Annotated in this window: 11 protein-coding genes; 5 read left to right on the top strand and 6 right to left on the bottom strand. The window is 73.3% G+C overall.

From position 1 onward, the window contains the following. The first annotated feature begins 23 nt into the window (after positions 1 to 23). Positions 24 to 3,716, top strand: a complete 3,693-nt coding sequence (locus ACLF5H_RS18020) for a hydantoinase B/oxoprolinase family protein (protein ID WP_421677032.1) — start codon at positions 24 to 26, stop codon at positions 3,714 to 3,716. Next, positions 3,697 to 4,302 carry a GTP-binding protein gene (locus tag ACLF5H_RS18015; protein ID WP_421677031.1) on the top strand — a complete coding sequence of 202 codons (606 nt, stop codon included), beginning with the start codon at positions 3,697 to 3,699 and terminating at the stop codon, positions 4,300 to 4,302. Before ACLF5H_RS18020 ends, ACLF5H_RS18015 begins: the two co-directional genes overlap by 20 nt. A 38-nt stretch (positions 4,303 to 4,340) precedes the next feature. On the opposite strand, the gene ACLF5H_RS18010 is transcribed toward ACLF5H_RS18015, so the two are convergent. The 3 genes from ACLF5H_RS18010 to ACLF5H_RS18000 all read right to left on the bottom strand — a co-directional run bounded on the left by ACLF5H_RS18010 (position 4,341) and on the right by ACLF5H_RS18000 (position 7,706). Continuing rightward, positions 4,341 to 5,987, bottom strand: a complete 1,647-nt coding sequence (locus ACLF5H_RS18010; RefSeq protein WP_421677030.1) for an EAL domain-containing protein — start codon at positions 5,985 to 5,987, stop codon at positions 4,341 to 4,343. A 106-nt stretch (positions 5,988 to 6,093) separates the two neighbouring features. Beyond that, the gene (locus tag ACLF5H_RS18005; RefSeq protein ID WP_421677029.1) at positions 6,094 to 7,284 is read right to left on the bottom strand and encodes a lipid-transfer protein; all 1,191 of its coding nucleotides are present in this window, start codon (positions 7,282 to 7,284) and stop codon (positions 6,094 to 6,096) included. Then, positions 7,281 to 7,706 carry a Zn-ribbon domain-containing OB-fold protein gene (locus ACLF5H_RS18000; RefSeq protein WP_421677102.1) on the bottom strand — a complete coding sequence of 142 codons (426 nt, stop codon included), beginning with the start codon at positions 7,704 to 7,706 and terminating at the stop codon, positions 7,281 to 7,283. Before ACLF5H_RS18000 ends, ACLF5H_RS18005 begins: the two co-directional genes overlap by 4 nt. Before the next feature lie 165 nt (positions 7,707 to 7,871). On the opposite strand from ACLF5H_RS18000, the gene ACLF5H_RS17995 reads away from it, so the two are divergent. Then, complete coding sequence (locus ACLF5H_RS17995) at positions 7,872 to 8,408, top strand: NUDIX domain-containing protein (protein WP_421677028.1); 537 nt, start codon at positions 7,872 to 7,874, stop codon at positions 8,406 to 8,408. A 326-nt stretch (positions 8,409 to 8,734) separates the two neighbouring features. Here the strand turns inward: ACLF5H_RS17995 and ACLF5H_RS17990 are convergent, their stop codons facing one another. Then, positions 8,735 to 11,089 (bottom strand): glycoside hydrolase family 31 protein, encoded by a 2,355-nt coding sequence (locus tag ACLF5H_RS17990; protein ID WP_421677027.1) that lies wholly within the window; start codon positions 11,087 to 11,089, stop codon positions 8,735 to 8,737. A gap of 240 nt (positions 11,090 to 11,329) precedes the next feature. Between ACLF5H_RS17990 and ACLF5H_RS17985 the strand changes: the two genes are divergently transcribed. Together ACLF5H_RS17985 and ACLF5H_RS17980 are read left to right on the top strand one after the other, a co-directional pair. Beyond that, positions 11,330 to 13,297, top strand: a complete 1,968-nt coding sequence (locus tag ACLF5H_RS17985; protein WP_421677026.1) for an acetoacetate--CoA ligase — start codon at positions 11,330 to 11,332, stop codon at positions 13,295 to 13,297. Between the two features lie 167 nt (positions 13,298 to 13,464). Further along, positions 13,465 to 14,358 carry a hypothetical protein gene (locus ACLF5H_RS17980; RefSeq protein WP_421677025.1) on the top strand — a complete coding sequence of 298 codons (894 nt, stop codon included), beginning with the start codon at positions 13,465 to 13,467 and terminating at the stop codon, positions 14,356 to 14,358. A gap of 131 nt (positions 14,359 to 14,489) precedes the next feature. Here ACLF5H_RS17980 and ptsP read toward each other — a convergent pair whose 3' ends face one another. After that, complete coding sequence (ptsP, locus tag ACLF5H_RS17975; RefSeq protein WP_421677024.1) at positions 14,490 to 16,160, bottom strand: phosphoenolpyruvate--protein phosphotransferase; 1,671 nt, start codon at positions 16,158 to 16,160, stop codon at positions 14,490 to 14,492. Positions 16,161 to 16,240: 80 nt separating this feature from the next. Beyond that, positions 16,241 to 16,690, bottom strand: coding sequence for a PTS sugar transporter subunit IIA (locus ACLF5H_RS17970; protein WP_421677023.1), 450 nt, complete (start codon positions 16,688 to 16,690; stop codon positions 16,241 to 16,243). Positions 16,691 to 17,099 lie beyond the last annotated feature (409 nt).

Genomic DNA, 17,099 nt, shown 5'->3' with positions numbered 1-17,099 from the left:
CGGCGCGGAAGCGGAGTACTGACGTGACAGGCTGGCAGTTCTGGGTCGACCGAGGCGGCACCTTCACCGATATCGTCGCGCGTCGCCCGGACGGCCGCCTGCTCACGCACAAGGTGCTCTCCGACAACCCCGCCCGCCCCCACTCCGGGCCCGGCCCGCACCCCGAGCCCACGCCCACCCCCGACGCCGCGGTCCTCGGCATCCGCGCCCTTCTCGGCGACTCCCCGGAGCCCGTCGAGTCCGTCCGCATGGGCACCACCGTCGCCACCAACGCGCTCCTGGAGCGCACCGGCGAACCCACCCTCCTGATCATCACCCGCGGCTTCCGCGACGCCCTGCGCATCGCCTACCAGAACCGGCCGCGCATCTTCGCCCGCCGCATCGACCTGCCCGAACCGCTCTGCACCCGGGTGATCGAGGCCGACGAACGCATCGCCGCCGACGGCACGGTGCTGCGCGCCCCCGACCTGGACGCGCTCGCGCCCGCGCTCCGGGAGGCGTACGACGACGGGATCCGCGCCGTCGCCGTGGTCTGCCTGCACAGCCATCTGCACCCCGCCCACGAACGCGCCATCGGTGAACTCGCGGCCCGCACCGGCTTCCCGCAGATCTCCCTGTCCAGCGAGGTCAGCCCGCTGATGAAGCTGGTCCCGCGCGGCGACACCGCCGTGGCCGACGCCTACCTCTCACCGGTGCTGCACCGGCACGTCCGCCAGGTGGCCGACGAACTGCGCGGGGTGCGGCTGATGTTCATGCAGTCCAACGGCGGGCTCACCGAGGCGGGGCAGTTCCGCGGCAAGGACGCCGTCCTGTCCGGACCTGCCGGGGGCATCGTCGGCATGGCCCGGATGTCCCAGCGCGCGGGCTTCGACCGGGTCATCGGCTTCGACATGGGCGGTACCTCCACCGATGTCTCGCACTTCGCCGGCGCCTATGAGCGGGTCTTCGACACCCAGGTCGCGGGCGTACGGCTGCGCGCCCCGATGCTCGACATCCACACCGTGGCCGCGGGCGGCGGCTCCGTGCTCCACTTCGACGGCTCCCGCTACCGCGTCGGCCCCGACTCGGCCGGCGCCATCCCCGGCCCCGCCTGCTACCGGGCCGGCGGTCCGCTCACCGTCACCGACGCCAATGTGATGCTCGGCCGGATCCAACCCGCCCACTTCCCGGCCGTGTTCGGGCCCGACGGCGACCAGCGGCTGGACGCCGACCTGGTCCGCGACCGGTTCACCGGGCTCGCCCGCGACATCCACCGGGCCACCGGCGACGACCGCACCCCCGAACAGGTCGCCGAGGGCTATCTGGACATCGCCGTCGCGAACATCGCCAACGCGATCAAGCGGATCTCCGTCCAGCAGGGCCACGACATCACCCGCTACGCGCTGACCACCTTCGGCGGCGCGGGCGGTCAGCACGCGTGCCGGGTCGCCGAGTCGCTCGGGATCCGCACCGTGCTCGTACCCCCCATGGCCGGGGTCCTCTCCGCGCTCGGCATCGGTCTCGCCGACACCACCGCCATGCGCGAGCGGTCCGTCGAGGCCCCCCTGGAGCAGGCCGCCATGCCCGGCATCCGCGAGGCCGCCGCCGACCTGGAGGCCGCCGCCCGCGCCGAACTCATGGCCGAGGACGTCCCCGACGACCGCGTCCGGGTCACCCACCGCGCCCAGCTCCGCTACGACGGCACCGACACCGCCCTCACCGTCGAACTGTCCGAACCCGGCATCATGCGCGGCGCGTTCGAGGAGCGCCACCGCGCCACCTACTCCTTCACCCTCGACCGTCCGATCGTCGTGGAAGCCCTCTCCGTCGAGGCCACCGGCATCACCGCACCCCCCGATCTGACCGCCCTCGCTCCGTACGAGGGGCGGCCCGCCGCACCCGAGACCGTCCGCCTGCACACCGGCGGCTCCTGGCGCGACGTACCCCTGCACCGCCGCGAGGCCCTTCCTCCCGGCGAGACCGTCACCGGCCCGGCGATCATCACCGAGGCCAGCGCGACGACCGTCGTGGACGACGGCTGGCGGGCCGCGGCCACCGACGACGGACATCTGCTCATGGAACGCGTCGCGGTCGCACGGGGTTCCCGCCCGAGCACGGAGGCCGATCCGGTTCTCCTTGAGGTCTTCAACAACCTCTTCATGTCGATCGCCGAACAGATGGGCGCCCGGCTGGAGTCCACCGCGCAGTCCGTCAACATCAAGGAACGCCTCGACTTCTCCTGCGCCCTGTTCGACCCGGACGGCAACCTGGTGGCCAACGCCCCCCACATCCCCGTCCACCTGGGCTCCATGGGCACAAGCGTCAAGGAGGTCATCCGCCGCCGGGGCGACGCGATGCGCCCGGGTGACACCTACGCCGTCAACGACCCGTACCACGGCGGCACCCATCTGCCCGACGTCACCGTGATCACCCCGGTGTTCGACACGGAGACCCCCGGCACCGGGTCTCCGGCGTCCCCGGAGAACCGGCCCCGGATCCTCTTCCACGTCGCCTCCCGCGGCCACCACGCCGAGATCGGCGGCATCGCCCCGGGCTCCATGCCCGCCCACAGCCGCACCATCGAGGAGGAGGGCGTCCTGTTCGACAACTGGCCGCTCGCCGAGGGCGGCCGCTTCCGCGAGGAGGAGACCCGGCGCCTGCTCACCGAGGCCCCCTACCCCTCCCGCAACCCCCGCATGAACCTCGCCGACCTGCGCGCCCAGATCGCCGCCAATCAGAAGGGCGTCGACGAGGTGCGCCGCATGATCGGCGAGTTCGGCCTCGATGTCGTACAGGCGTACATGCGGCACGTCCAGGACAACGCGGAGGAAGCGGTGCGCCGCGTCATCGACGCCCTGGACGACGGCGCGTACGCCTACGAGACCGACGCGGGCGCCGTCATCCGCGTCCGGGTCCGCGTCGACCGGGCCGAGCGCCGGGCCACCATCGACTTCACCGGCACCTCCGCGCAGCTCCCCACCAACTTCAACGCCCCCTTCGCCGTCGTCAACGCGGCCGTCCTGTACGTCTTCCGCACCCTGGTCGCCGACGACATCCCGCTCAACGACGGCTGCCTGCGCCCCCTGGACATCGTCGTACCGCCCGGCTCGCTGCTCGCCCCGAGGCCCCCGGCCGCCGTCGTCGCGGGCAACGTGGAGACCTCGCAGGCCATCACCGGCGCCCTGTACGCCGCGCTCGGCGTCCAGGCCGAGGGCTCCGGCACGATGAACAACGTCACCTTCGGCAACGAACGCCACCAGTACTACGAGACCGTCGCCTCCGGGTCCGGCGCGGGCGACGGCTTCCCGGGCGCCGACGTCGTGCAGACCCATATGACCAACTCCCGGCTCACCGACCCCGAGATCCTGGAGTGGCGACTGCCCGTCCGCCTGGAGGAGTTCGCCGTACGGCACGGAAGCGGCGGCGCGGGTGCCTGGCGCGGCGGCGACGGCGCGGTGCGCCGCATCCGGTTCCTGGAGCCCATGACCGTCTCCACCCTCTCCCAGCACCGCCGTGTGCCCCCGTACGGCATGGCGGGCGGCGCCCCCGGCGTGCTCGGCACCAACCGTGTCGAGCGGGCCGACGGCGGCGTCACCGATCTCGGCGGCAGCGGTTCCACCGAGGTCGGCCCCGGCGACGTACTGGTCATCAAAACCCCCGGTGGCGGCGGCTACGGCCGGCCGTCGCCCGAACCCCAGCAAGCAGGAGAAGTGAACGATGGTCCTCGGGCGTTCTGAGCACGGCAATTTCCCGGTCGAGCCCGTCACGCTCAAGATCCTGGTGGCGGGCGGCTTCGGCGTGGGCAAGACCACCCTGGTCGGCGCGATCAGCGAGATCCGGCCGCTGCGCACCGAGGAGCAGCTCACCGAGGCCGGGCGCCCGGTCGACGACACCAGCGGGGTGGAGGCCAAGAACACCACCACCGTGGCCATGGACTTCGGCCGGATCACCCTGCGCGAGGACCTGGTCCTGTACCTGTTCGGCACGCCCGGACAGGAGCGGTTCTGGTTCATGTGGGACGAGCTGACCGAGGGCGCGCTCGGCGCCGTCGTGCTCGCCGACACCCGCCGTCTGGAGGACTGCTTCGCCGCCGTCGACTACTTCGAGCGGCGCTCCATCCCCTTCCTGGTCGCCGTCAACTGCTTCGACGGCGCCGACCGTTACCCCTCCGACTCGGTCCGCCGGGCGCTCGACCTGGACGCCGGGGTGCCCGTGGTGCTGTGCGACGCCCGCGACCGGGAGTCGGCCAAGGACGTCCTCATCGACCTCATCGAACACGCCATGCGCTACACGGCGGACCACCGCCAGCCGGTCGGCAGCTGACCAGAACAGATCTCAAGTCATCCACGCCCAGGGGACGTTCACCACTGAGGCTCGGCGGCCGCCGCCCGCGCCGGAGCCACCGCCCCGCCCGCCCGCCGTACCTCGTGTCCGGTCAGCCCCGCGCGGCCGAGCACCCAGCCGGCCCCGCCGAGCGCCTTGGCCGCCTGCTTCAGCGGAGCCAGCTGGGCGGCGGCCTGGCGGTGGTCGTGCACGCTGCCCGGCCCGCACACCACGGTCGCCAGCGACAGCGTGACCGGCCGCCCGCCCGCCGACCAGGGGGCGTCCAGCACCGCCGCGGCCAGCGGGCCGAGCGTCTCCTCGTCGGCCAGCACCAGGAAGTCGTCCCCGCCGATGTGCCCGACCCGCGCCTGCCCGGCGATCGCCTGCGTCAGCGCCCGCCCCACCGAGCGGATCAGCTCGTCGCCCGCGGCGAAACCGGCGCCGTCGTTCACCTTCTTGAAGTGGTCGATGTCCAGCCAGCTCAGCGCGAACGGCCGCCCGTCCGCGATCCGCCGGTCCACCTCACCGGTGATCGCGTCCGAACCGGGCAGCCGGGTCAGCGGATTGAGCCCGGCCGCCTCCTCCACCCGGCTCTCGGCCAGCGCCCGCACCAGGTCCGCGAGCCGTACGACACCCACGCACCGCCCGTGCGCGTCCAGCGCCGCCACATCGTCGCTGATCCGGTCCCGGCCGCCGATCGCCACCACGTCCAGCACCTCCCAGGCGGTGGCGTCCACCCCGACCGTGCGCGGGGCGTCCCCGAGCCGCGCGGCGGGACGGTCGGCGTACAGGGCGTGGCCGTAGCGGCCGGACATCGACAGCAGGAAGCGCGAGCGGTGCACCGACCGCACGGGCCGGCCCGCCTGGTCCACCAGCAGCACCCCGGAGACGTCAGGCGAGCCGGTCAGCAGGGCCCGCACCTGCCCCGCCGACGCCGTCACCGGCAGCACGGCGGCCGGGCGCACGAACTCCCGCACCGACGGCCCGCTCCTGGGCGTGATCGGCGCGGCGGGGGAGAAGGACGGCACATGGACGTCCGCCGCGGGGATCCGGGCGGGCGGCGCGAACAGCTCGCCCTGCGCCAGCTGCGCCCCCGCCGACACCGCCGCCGCGTACTGCCCCTCGGTCTCCACCCCCTCCACGGCGACCAGGGCGTCCAGTTCCTCGCACAGGGTCCGCATCGCCCGTACGGCGGCCGGTCTGGCCAGCAACGAGGCGTCCAGCTTGACCAGATCGGGGGAGAGGTCGGTGAGCAGCCGCAGCGGCACATCGCCGTCCCCGACCCCGTCCGCGCTGATCCGGAACCCCTGCTCCCGCAGCGCGGCCACCGCTTCGAGCAACGCCCGGTGCGGCACCTGCGTGTACGGCGGTACGACGTCCAGCGTCACCTCCCAGGGCCCCCGCCCTTCCGCCCGCACCGCGTCGTGCAGCGGGGTGAGGCCGCCGAGGTCGGCGAGCGTGGCCGCGAACACGTTCACGTGCAGCGGCAGCAGCCGCTCCGCGCGCATGGCCGAGCGCAGCGCCAACGCGGCCAGCGCGCCGTCCCGTTCGGGGTCGCGGCGGGCCTCGGCCAGGATGTCGCCGGTCTCCGGGCGGGCGAATGCCTCCAGCGCGGCGACCGCGCCCGTCCTCAGGTTCACCAGCGGCTGGAAGGCGAAGCGGAGAGAGTCCGTCCAGGAGCGCACGGCAGCATGATGGCGCCGGGAGCGGGCGCCCAGGGCCAGTTCATGAGACGTTCACACAGGATTCCGGGCCGCTCACACAGCGTGCGGAACCCCGTGGGTCGTTCCCTCACCGCACCACCACCACGGACGAACCGTGCCCGAAGAGCCCCTGGTTGGCGGTGATGCCCACCCGCGCGCCCTCGATCTGCCGCTCGCCCGCCGCGCCCCGCAGCTGCCAGGTCAGCTCGCAGACCTGGGCGATGGCCTGCGCCGGGACGGCCTCACCGAAGGAGGCGAGCCCGCCGCTGGCGTTGACGGGCGTCCGCCCGCCCGGTGCCGTCCCGCCCTCCCGCAGCAGCTTCGCCCCCTCGCCCGCGCCGCACAGCCCCAGATCCTCGTACCACTGCAACTCCAGCGCGGTGGACAGGTCGTACACCTCCGCCAGATCCAGGTCCCCGGGGCCGAGGCCCGCCTCCTCGTAGGCGGCGCGGGCGAGGGAGGCGCGGAAGGTCTCCTCCGGGGGCCGCACCGCGACCGCCGGGTCGGTGGCGATGTCCGGCAGGTCGAGCACCGGGTTCGGGAAGCGGGGCGTCACCGTGGAGACCGCGCGGATCCGCACCGGCCGCGCGGCGCCGTGCCGACGCGCGAACTCCATGGAGGACAGCACCAGGGCGGCGCCGCCGTCGGAGGTGGCGCAGATGTCCAGCAGCCGCAGCGGATCGGCGACCACCGCGGAGGCGGCGACCTCCTCGGCGGTGACCCGCTTGCGGTAACGGGCGTACGGATTCAGCGCCCCCATGGCGGCGTTCTTCACCTTGACCAGCGCGAAGTCCTCCGGTGTGTCGCCGTGCACCGCCATCCGCCGGCGCGCGTACAGCCCGAAGTACGCCGGGTTGGTGGCGCCCAGCAGCCGGAAGCGGAGCCAGTCGGGGTCGTCGGGCCGGTCCCCGCCCGCGGGCCGGAAGAAACCCTTGGGCGCCGCGTCCGCGCCCACCACGAGCACCACATCGGCGAGGCGGGCGAGGATCTGCGCCCGCGCCGCGGCGATCGCCTGCGCCCCCGACGCGCAGGCCGCGTACACACTGGTGACCCGGGCGCCCTGCCAGCCCAGCGCCCTGGCGTACGACGCCCCCGCCACATACCCCGGGTAGCCGCCGCGCACCGTGTCCGCGCCGACGACGGAGCCCACGTCCCGCCAGTCGACACCGGCGTCCGCGAGCGCCGCGCGGGCCGCCGCGGTGCCGTACTCCACGAAGCCGCGCCCCCACTTGCCCCAGGGGTGCATGCCCGCGCCGAGCACGGCGACGTCTCCCGTCATGACCTCGCCCCCACCGGCCGCCAGTTCCACGTCGTCCAGGCCGTCTCCGCGTCCGCATGGAGCACTCCGGGTACGACCTCCACCGCCATCCCCACCGCGAGATCGGCGACGGTGATCCCGGGGGCCGCCTGGCCCAGCACCACGATCCGCTCGGCCGCCAGCTCGACGGCGACCAACGCGTAGGGCTCCCAGGGGAGTTCCGTATCGCTCACATAGGGGGACGGCGGGCGGTACCGGGTGTCGGTGTACGACCAGACGCGCCCCGTCCGGGACAGCGGGGTCTCCTCCAGGGTGCCGCCCGCGCAGTGCGGATTGCGGCAGTGGACGTCCTCGCGCGGGAAGAAGACCGAGGCGCAGGACGAGCAGCGGGTGCCGAGGAGGCGGAAGCCGTCCCCCTCGCCGGTGAACCAGCCGGTGATCACGGGTGTCCTGGTGTGCGGCAAAGCCCCTCCCGGCACAGCGGATCGGACTGATCTGACGGAGCGTCAGGAGTGTCCCACGTCCGACGGGAATTGGGCAGACCGTGTCCGTACCGGACAACACCACGCACGGAAGACGCCGTTCCCGTGATCGGATACAGTCCGCGCGTGTCCGAGAATCAGCAACCCATCGCCAACTCCGCACCGGGATCGCACTGTTCCGCCTGCGGGGTGCCCTATGGAGCGGGCGTCACCGGCTGGCCGCGCACCTGCCCGTCCTGCGGCACGGTCGCCTACCGCAACCCGCTGCCCGTGGCGATCGCGCTCCAGCCCGTGTACGACACCGAGGGCACCGCCCTGGTCGTCATCACCCGAACCATCGCCCCCGCCCGCGGCGGCACCGCCCTGCCCGGCGGCTACGTGGACGACCGCGAGGACTGGAAGCAGGCCGTCGTCCGCGAACTCAAGGAGGAGACCGGCATCGACGCCGCCGCCCGCGACGTCCGCCTCGTCGACGCCATGAGCTCCCCCGACGGGCATCTGCTCCTCTTCGGCCTCCTCCCCGAACGCCCGGCCGACCTCCTGCCCCCGCCCGCCCCCACCCCTGAAACCGAGGGCTGGCACCTCCTGCGCCGTCCCGAGGACCTCGCCTTCCCCCTCCACGGCGCCGCGGTCCGCGCCTTCTTCGAGGGCCGCTACATCTGACCCCCGCGCCGCCCCCGAGCCGGGCACCTCCACCAGCCCGGCTCACCCGGCGACCCGCACGCGCCGTCCCGGGTGCCGTAGATGCCCGCCCCGCCCGGCCTTCGGACAGGGGCCCGGACCTCCGGGGCTCTCGGCTCATTCCGCTGTCTCTGGCGGCCGTCTCACCGGGATCCGAGTCCGGCTCACCCGGACACCCGCCCCCTGCCGCGCGTGCCCAGCTCACTCGGCCCCCGGGCGAGCCCGCTTCACCCGAGCCGCCTCACCCGAGCCCCCTCAACCTGACGCCCCACCCTGTCCCAGCCCAGCCCAGCCCAGCCCAGCCCAGTTCAGCTCAGCCCCCGCACCCGCACCCGCACCGGCCACTCCGGCTCGCTCGCTCCGGTCCCGTCCTCGCGGGTGACCGTCACCTTCCCGCCGTGGTTGCGGGCCACATAGCGTTCCAGCTCCGGTACGTCCCAGCCGTCGCCCGCGTCCCGTACCACCAGGCCGCCACCGGTCCGGCCGGGTGCCGGGGCCCAGGTCTCCAGTTCGAGGCCGTCGTCGCCGCGCACCGGCAGCACCGCGCCCGCCCGTGCGAACACCGGTATCCGGGACAGCGGCGCGTCCACCACGACCTGGCCGGGCCCCTCGTAGGCCCGCTCCGTCGCCGTGTCGTACCAGCGCCCCCGCGGCAGCCGCACCACACGCCGGTCCGCGCCCGGGTCCAGCACCGGTGCCACCAGCAGACCGTCCCCCAGCAGAAACGCGTCCTCGCAGTCGCGCAGCGCCCGGTCCTCCGGTGCGCTCCACCACACCGGCCGCACATAGGGCGCCCCGGTGCGCCGGGCCAGATGGGAGAGCGTCACGAAGTACGGCAGCAGCCGCCGGCGTTCGAGCAGCGCCGCCCGCGCGTGCTCCAGCACCTCCGACCCGAACTCCCACGGCTCACGCCGCCCGGCCCGGAGACTCGCATGCGTGCGGAACAGCGGGAGATACGCGCCGAGTTGGAACCACCGCAGATACAACTCCGGTGACGGGCTGCCGTCGAAGCCGCCGACATCCGGGCCCGAGTACGGCACCCCGCACAGCCCGAGCCCCAGCACCAGCGACAGCGACGCCCGCAACCCCGGCCAGCCCGTCGCCACATCGCCCGACCACGTGCCGCCGTACCGCTGCACCCCCGCCCAGCCCGACCGCGTAAGCAGGAACGGCCGCTCCTGGGGCGCCAGTTCGCGCAGCCCCTCGTATCCCGCGCGCGCCATGCACAGCCCGTACACGTTGTGCGCCTCGCGATGGTCCCCGCCGCGCCCCTCCAGCGCGTGCCGGGCCGAGCGCGGCAGCGTCGGCTCACCGAAGGCGTTGAAGGACACCGGCTCGTTCATGTCGTGCCAGAACCCGGCGAACCCCTGCTCAAGACGCTCCTCGTACAGCCCGCCCCACCACTGACGCGCCCGCGGATGCGTGAAGTCCGGGTACACCGACTCACCGGCCCACACCACCCCCCGCACCGGCCGCCCCGAGGCGTCCCGCACGAACGCGTCCACCGCCGTACCGCCGTCGTACACCGCCTCACCCGGCGCCGCCCGCACCGCCGGATCCACGATCGAGACCAGCCGGATCCCGTCCCGCCGCAGCTCCTCCGCGAGCACCGGCAGCTTCGGGAACCGCTCCCGGTCCACGGTGAAGACCCGGTGGTCGTCGTAGTGGTCGATGTCCAGATGCACGGCGTCCAACGGCAGCCCGCGCTCCTGATAGCCCGCGACGATCCGGCGCACCTCCTGCTCGCTCCCGAACCCCCACCGCGCGTGCTGATGACCGAGCGCCCAGGCCGGCGGCAGCGCGGGCGCGCCGGTCAGCGAGGCCCAGGTGAGCAGCACCCGCGCGGGCGGGCCCACCATCACCCAGCAGCGCAGCGGCCCGCCGTCCATCCGCAGCTCGCAGCGACCCGCCCGGTCGTGCCCCGACCCCGCGCCCTCCTCGCCCTCGCGCAGCACCACCGTGCCGTCCCACGTGGTGTCGTAGAAGATCAGGTGCGTCCCCGCGTCCGCCACCACCAGCTGCACCGGCATGGTCAGATACAGCGGATCGTCACCCGGTGCGAACGAACCGCCGGGATCGGTGTTCCACAGCCGGTACGACCCGTCGCGCAGCCGCGGCCCGGACGCGCGCCCGCCGAGCCCGAAGAACCGGGCGTCCGCCGCCACCTCCGAACGCTGCATCCACCGTCCGACGCCCCCCTCGACCGGCTCCCACCAGCGCGGCGGCAGCTCCCGGCGCAGCACCACACCGCCCGGCGTGCACACCTCCACCGCGCCGTGCCGCGAGACCACGACCGTCACCCGCTCGGCCACCACCCGCCAGCCGCCGTCCTTGTCCGGCTCCAGGACCGCCCGCGGATCCGGCTCGGGGCCGCTGCCCGCCAGCGCGTACGACGGCCCCGGCGCCGCCCCGTCCCAGCCCCAGAACACCGCGCCGTTCACCGCGACCATGATCCGCAGCTCCGACCGGCTGAACCGGATCACCCCACCGCCGGGCCCCGGCTCGGCGCTCTCCACCTGCCCGGGCACCCGCGCCCGCTCCGCCCCCCGCCGGGGCAGCCCGGCGGCGTCGATCCGCCGTCTGCGCCACGCCGCCCGCACCCCCCTCGCAGCCCGTCCCGAACCGATCACACGCACCGAACGCACCAGGTCACGACCGTTCATACTGCTCACCCTGCCACCGAGCGCCCCGCGCGCGCGTGCCGTTCAATTTCCGTTCACCTCTGCCCGACCCGCCGTTTCACCGGACGGACGAGTTTCGATGAGTTTCATCAGGCGGATGATATGAAGCTCACCCTGGTGCGGAAGTCGATCACATGGCATCGTCCCTGTCAGCCGCGTCACGCGCACACCCAGCCGTGCGCGGACCGACGCACACGACGCGTACAGTCCGGGAGCCGCCCCATGTCGACCGCGAACCCCCAGCCGCTCTGGCAGCCCGATCCCGAGCGGATCGCCCGGGCACGCATCACCGCGTTCCAGGCGTGGACCGCCGCCCACCACGGGGCCCCGGCCGACGGCGGCTACGCCGCACTGCACCGCTGGTCCGTCGACCACCTGGACGCCTTCTGGAAGGCCGTCACCGAGTGGTTCGACGTCCGCTTCTCCACCCCGTACACCCAGGTCCTCGCCGACCGCTCGATGCCCGGCGCCCAGTGGTTCCCCGGCGCCACCCTCAACTACGCCGAGCACGCCCTGCGCGCGGCCGCGGACCGCCCCGATGAGCCCGCGCTGCTGTACGTGGACGAGACCCACGAGCCGCGCCCCGTCACCTGGGCCGAACTGCGCGGCCAGGTCGGCTCGCTCGCCGCCGAACTGCGCGCCCTCGGCGTACGCCCCGGCGACCGCGTCAGCGGCTATCTGCCCAACATCCCGCAGGCCGTCGTCGCCCTCCTCGCCACCGCCTCCGTCGGCGCCGTATGGACCTCCTGCGCCCCCGACTTCGGCGCCCGCTCCGTCCTCGACCGCTTCCAGCAGGTCGAACCCGTCGTCCTGTTCACCGTCGACGGCTACCGCTACGGCGGCAAGGAGCACGACCGCCGCGAGACCGTCGCCGAACTGCGCCGCGAACTGCCCACCCTGCGGGCCGTCGTCCACATCCCGCTCCTCGGCACCGAGGCCCCCGAGGGCGCCCTCGAATGGTCCGCCGTGACCTCCGGCGACACCGCGCCCGTCTTCGAACAGGTGCCCTTCGACCACCCGCTGTGGGTGCTCTACTCCTCCGGTACGACCGGCCTGCCCAAGGCCATCGTCCAGTCCCAGGGCGGCATCCTGGTCGAACACCTCAAGCAACTGGGCCTGCACTGCGACCTCGGCCCCGAGGACCGCTTCTTCTGGTACACCTCGACCGGCTGGATGATGTGGAACTTCCTCGTCTCCGGCCTGCTCACGGGTACGACGATCGTCCTGTACGACGGCAGCCCCGGATACCCCGACACCGGCGCCCAGTGGAAGGTCGCCGAACGCACCGGAGCCACCCTCTACGGCACCTCCGCCGCCTACGTCATGGCCTGCCGCAAGGCCGGCGTCCACCCGTCCCGCGACTACGACATCTCCGCCGTCAAGTGCGTCGCCACCACCGGCTCCCCGCTGCCGCCCGACGGCTTCCGCTGGCTGCACGACGAGGTCGGCGAGGACCTGTGGATCGCCTCCGTCAGCGGCGGCACCGACGTCTGCTCCTGCTTCGCGGGCGGCGTGCCCACCCTGCCCGTGTACACCGGCGAACTCCAGGCCCCCGCCCTCGGCACCGACCTCCAGGCCTGGGACCCCGCGGGCGAGCCCCTCGTGGACGAGGTGGGCGAACTCGTCGTCACCCAGCCCATGCCGTCCATGCCGATCCGCTTCTGGAACGACCCCGACGGCAGCCGGTACCACGACAGCTACTTCGACACCTACCCCGGCGTCTGGCGGCACGGCGACTGGATCACTCGCACCGGGCGCGGCACCGTGATCATCCACGGCCGCTCCGACTCCACCCTCAACCGGCAGGGCGTCCGGATGGGCTCCGCCGACATCTACGAGGTGGTCGAGCGCCTGCCCGAGATCAAGGAATCCCTGGTCATCGGCATCGAACAGGCCGACGGCGGCTACTGGATGCCACTGTTCGTGCACCTCGCCCCGGGCGCCGACCTGGACGACGCGCTCCTCGACAAGGTCAAGCGGGCCATCCGCGAACAGCTCTCGCCGCGCCACATCCCCGACGAGATCATCGAGGTACCCGGCGTCCCGCACACCCTCACCGGCAAGCGCATCGAGGTCCCGGTCAAGCGCCTCCTCCAGGGCACCCCGCTGGAGAAGGCGGTCAACCCCGGCTCCATCGACGACCTCACCCTGCTCGCCTTCTACGAGGAACTGGCCCGCAAACGCGGCTGACGCCCCTCCCACGCGCGGACGGCCCCGGACCCACCGAGTACGACGGCGGGCACCCGGGGCCCACCCATGTTCACAAAGCCACAGGTCAGAGCCCCCACACCCGGCATTGTCAGTGCCGACGACTACGGTGAGTGAGCATTGATCGACCGCGCACACATGGGGGAAACATGGCGCACACCGACCACCGGACCATGCGCAGCGTCCTGCGCCGCGAGATCGCCGGCACCATCGGCCTGCTCGCCGACGAACACGACTTCCGCGCCATGCGGCGCTACCGCAGCTTCACCTTCGACGACCACCCGACCTACCTCCGGCAGGTCGAGGACGTCCTGCGGAACCGCGCCGCGTACGGCGGCCACACCACCCTCGCTCTCTTCGACCCCGAGGACTACGCCGCCTACTGCGCCGAGACCGGCCTGGACCCCGACCTGCCCGCCACCCGCACCCGCTTCACCGCCGAACTCGCCACCACCGGCCCCACCGTCCCCTACGACGGCGGCCCGCTCGCCGCGCTCCTGCCCACCCTCGTCGACGCGGCCGTCCGCCGCGCCACCTGGGAGTACGCCACCACCCTGCTGACCCGCCTCGGCCCCTGCCCCACCTGCGGCGAGGACATCGGCCGCGCCGCCTTCACCCGCGCCTCCGACCTCGTGGTCCGCATCCTCGACACCGCGCCGCCCGGCGACCGGCATCTCGTGTGCACCGTCATGGGAGCACCCGAGACCCTCGTCTCCGTCCTGCACGGGGACGAGGACGCCCACGGCGCGACCCGCCTGGACGAGGCCGAGGCCCTGGAGTTCACCAGCGTCCTCGCCCTGGGCCTCGCCACCCGCAGCCCCGGCGGACTCGTCCTGCGCACCAGCGCCCCCGGCACCGCGGACCGCGTCCACGGCTGGCGGCTGCGCGCCGGCACCCTCGAACCGCTCACCGCCGCCGAGGTGTTCGACGCCTACTGCACCGACGCCGAGTCCGGCGACCTCATCGCCCCGGAACCCGGCGTCGACTACTGCGCACCACCGGACCTGGGGGAGGGGAGCACCGCACCGGACCACCACCACTGACCGCACCCACCGGACAGCACGCCCACGGATCGCCGCCGAGGACGCGCCGAAGGACCCGTCAGGACGCGCCAGGGGCGCCCCACCCGAAGGCGGGACGCCCCTGTACGACACGGCCACCGGCCGCCCGTCGGCTACTCGCCGGACAGCACGCCCTGAGCCGCGCTCCGCGCCTCCTCGGCGCTGTCCGCCGCCCGCGCCGCCGCCGCGGCCCGCTCGCACTGCGCCAGCGTGAACTTCGCCAGCGTCGCCCGGACATAGGGCAGCGACGCCGCACCCATGGACAGGGAGGTGACACCCAGACCGGTCAGCACACAGGCCAGCAGCGGATCGGACGCCGCCTCACCGCACACCCCGCAGCTCTTGCCCTCGGCACGGGCCGCCTCCGCGGACAGCGCGACCAGGTCGAGCAGCGCAGGCTGCCACGGATCCTGCAACCGCGACACCGCGCCGACCTGCCGGTCCGCCGCGAACGTGTACTGCGCGAGGTCATTGGTGCCCAGCGACAGGAACTCGACCTCCCGGAGGATCGACCGCGCCCGCAGCGCCGCCGACGGGATCTCCACCATGGCCCCGAACTTCGCCCGCAGCCCCGCCGCACGACAGGCGTCCGCGAACGCCTTCGCGTCCGCGCGGTCCGCCACCATGGGCGCCATCACCTCAAGGTGCACGGGCAGCCCCTCGGCGGCCTTCGCCAGCGCGGTCAGCTGGGTGCGCAGGACGTCCGGATGGTCCAGCAGCGTCCGCAGCCCCCGCACGCCCAGCGCCGGGTTCGGCTCGTCCGCCGGGGTCAGGAAGGCCAGCGGCTTGTCCGCGCCCGCGTCCAGCACCCGTACGACCACCCGGCCCTCGGGGAACGCCGCCAGCACCTGCCGGTAGGCAGCGATCTGCTTCTCCTCGGAAGGAGCGCGCTCACTGTCGTCCAGGAACAGGAACTCGGTACGGAACAGACCGACGCCCTCGGCCCCGGCCGCGACCGCCGCCGGCACGTCCGCGGGACCGCCCACATTGGCCAGCAGCGGCACCGTATGACCGTCCGCCGTCGCCCCGGGACCGGTCGAGGCGGCCAGCGCGGCCCGGCGCTCGGCGGCCGCCGCCGCCAGCTCCGCCTTGCGCTCCTCGCTCGGGTGCACGAACACCTCGCCGGTGCTGCCGTCCACCGCGACCACCGTGCCCTCGCCCAGCTCGCCCGCGCCCGGCAGCGCCACCACGGCCGGCACCCCGAGGGCCCGCGCCAGGATCGCGCTGTGACTGGTGGGGCCACCCTCCTCGGTCACGAAGCCGAGCACCAGCGAGGGGTCGAGCAGCGCCGTGTCGGCGGGCGCCAGGTCGCGCGCCACCAGTACATAGGGGTGATCGCTGTCCGGCACACCTGGCATGGGCACGCCCAGCAGCCGGGCGACGATACGGTTCCGCACGTCGTCGAGGTCGGCCACCCGGCCGGCGAGGTACTCACCGGCCGCGGCCAGCAGCTCCCGGTACGCCGCGAACGCGTCGTACACCGCGCGCTCGGCGGTGCTGCCGACGGCGATCCGCCGGTCCACGTCCGCCATCAGCTCGGGGTCCTGCGCCATCATCGCCTGCGCCTCGAGCACCGCCTGGGCCTCGCCGCCGGCCAGATTGCCGCGCGCGGTCAGATCGGCGGCCACGGCGTCGACCGCCTGGCGGGCCCGGCCCTGCTCGCGCCCCGCCTCCTGCGCCGGGATCTGCTTGGCCGGCGGCTCCAGCACCGCCGTGCCCATGTGCCGGACCTCGCCGATCGCCACGCCATGGCTCACGCCGACGCCTCGCAGCGTTGTCTCCATCTCACCCGTCTCCGGATAGTGCGGCGGGCCCCGCCGCCGCGGTGGTCGTCCTTAACACCGTCCTCATGACGGCATGTGTGTCAGTTCCAGGAGAAGAGGTCGGCGCCGGTCGCCACGTCACCGCTCTCGCGGACGGCGGAGAGGGCGTCGGCCGTGGCCTCCAGCGCGACGACGGGGCACACCGGGGACTTGCCGGCCGCCTCGACCGCCGCGGGGTCCCAGCGCACGACGGCCTGACCGCGGGTCACAGTGTCGCCCTTATTGACGAGCACCTCGAAGCCCTCGCCGTTGAGCTGCACGGTGTCGATGCCGAGGTGGGTCAGCACGCCGTGCCCGCTGTCGTCGACCACGACGAAGGCGTGCGGGTGCAGGGAGATGATCACGCCGTCCACGGGCGACACGGCCTCGGAGGGCTCACGCACCGGATCGATCGCGGTGCCGGGGCCGACCATCGCCCCGGAGAAGACGGGGTCCGGCACGGCGGCCAGTCCGATGGCACGTCCGGCGAGAGGGGACGTCACGGTGGTCATGGGAGCCTCCCAGAAGTGGAGCTGCTCGCGGGCCTGAGCAGCAGGGTATGTCATGTGAAGTGGCGGTTCCGGATGAAAGCTAGCAGCTAGTGGTCTAGACCACCAACCCGGCGGATTTGCATGCCGTTCCAGGCCCCCTGTACAGTCGTACTCCTGCTCGGGACGGAGCGACGCGAAAGTGTCCTCGCTCGAACAGAAAATAAACTCGTCAGATCCTGACTCTGGATCTCCTTCTGCATGCTCGCAGAACGGTGGTCAGAGAGACAGAAAAAGCCTGATAGAGTTTGAAACACCGAAGGGAAGCCCGGAGGAAAGCCCGAGAGGGTGAGTACAAAGGAAGCGACCGTTCCTTGAGAACTCAACAGCGTGCCAAAAGTCAACGCCAGATATGTTGATACCCCGTCTCCGG

The organism is Streptomyces sp. LaBMicrA B280, assembly GCF_049222185.1.
GTDB lineage: Bacteria > Actinomycetota > Actinomycetes > Streptomycetales > Streptomycetaceae > Streptomyces > Streptomyces murinus.
This window is presented reverse-complemented; position numbering and strand designations above follow the sequence as displayed.

Bases quoted from the DNA above. Each gene is read 5' to 3' on its own strand.
- ACLF5H_RS18015 (WP_421677031.1), top strand. From the start codon at position 3,697: ATGGTCCTCGGGCGTTCTGAGCACGGCAATTTCCCGGTCGAGCCCGTC.
- ACLF5H_RS18005 (WP_421677029.1), bottom strand. From the start codon at position 7,284: ATGACGGGAGACGTCGCCGTGCTCGGCGCGGGCATGCACCCCTGGGGC.
- ACLF5H_RS17990 (WP_421677027.1), bottom strand. From the start codon at position 11,089: ATGAACGGTCGTGACCTGGTGCGTTCGGTGCGTGTGATCGGTTCGGGA.
- ACLF5H_RS17985 (WP_421677026.1), top strand. From the start codon at position 11,330: ATGTCGACCGCGAACCCCCAGCCGCTCTGGCAGCCCGATCCCGAGCGG.
- ACLF5H_RS17980 (WP_421677025.1), top strand. From the start codon at position 13,465: ATGGCGCACACCGACCACCGGACCATGCGCAGCGTCCTGCGCCGCGAG.
- ptsP (WP_421677024.1), bottom strand. From the start codon at position 16,160: ATGGAGACAACGCTGCGAGGCGTCGGCGTGAGCCATGGCGTGGCGATC.
- ACLF5H_RS17970 (WP_421677023.1), bottom strand. From the start codon at position 16,690: ATGACCACCGTGACGTCCCCTCTCGCCGGACGTGCCATCGGACTGGCC.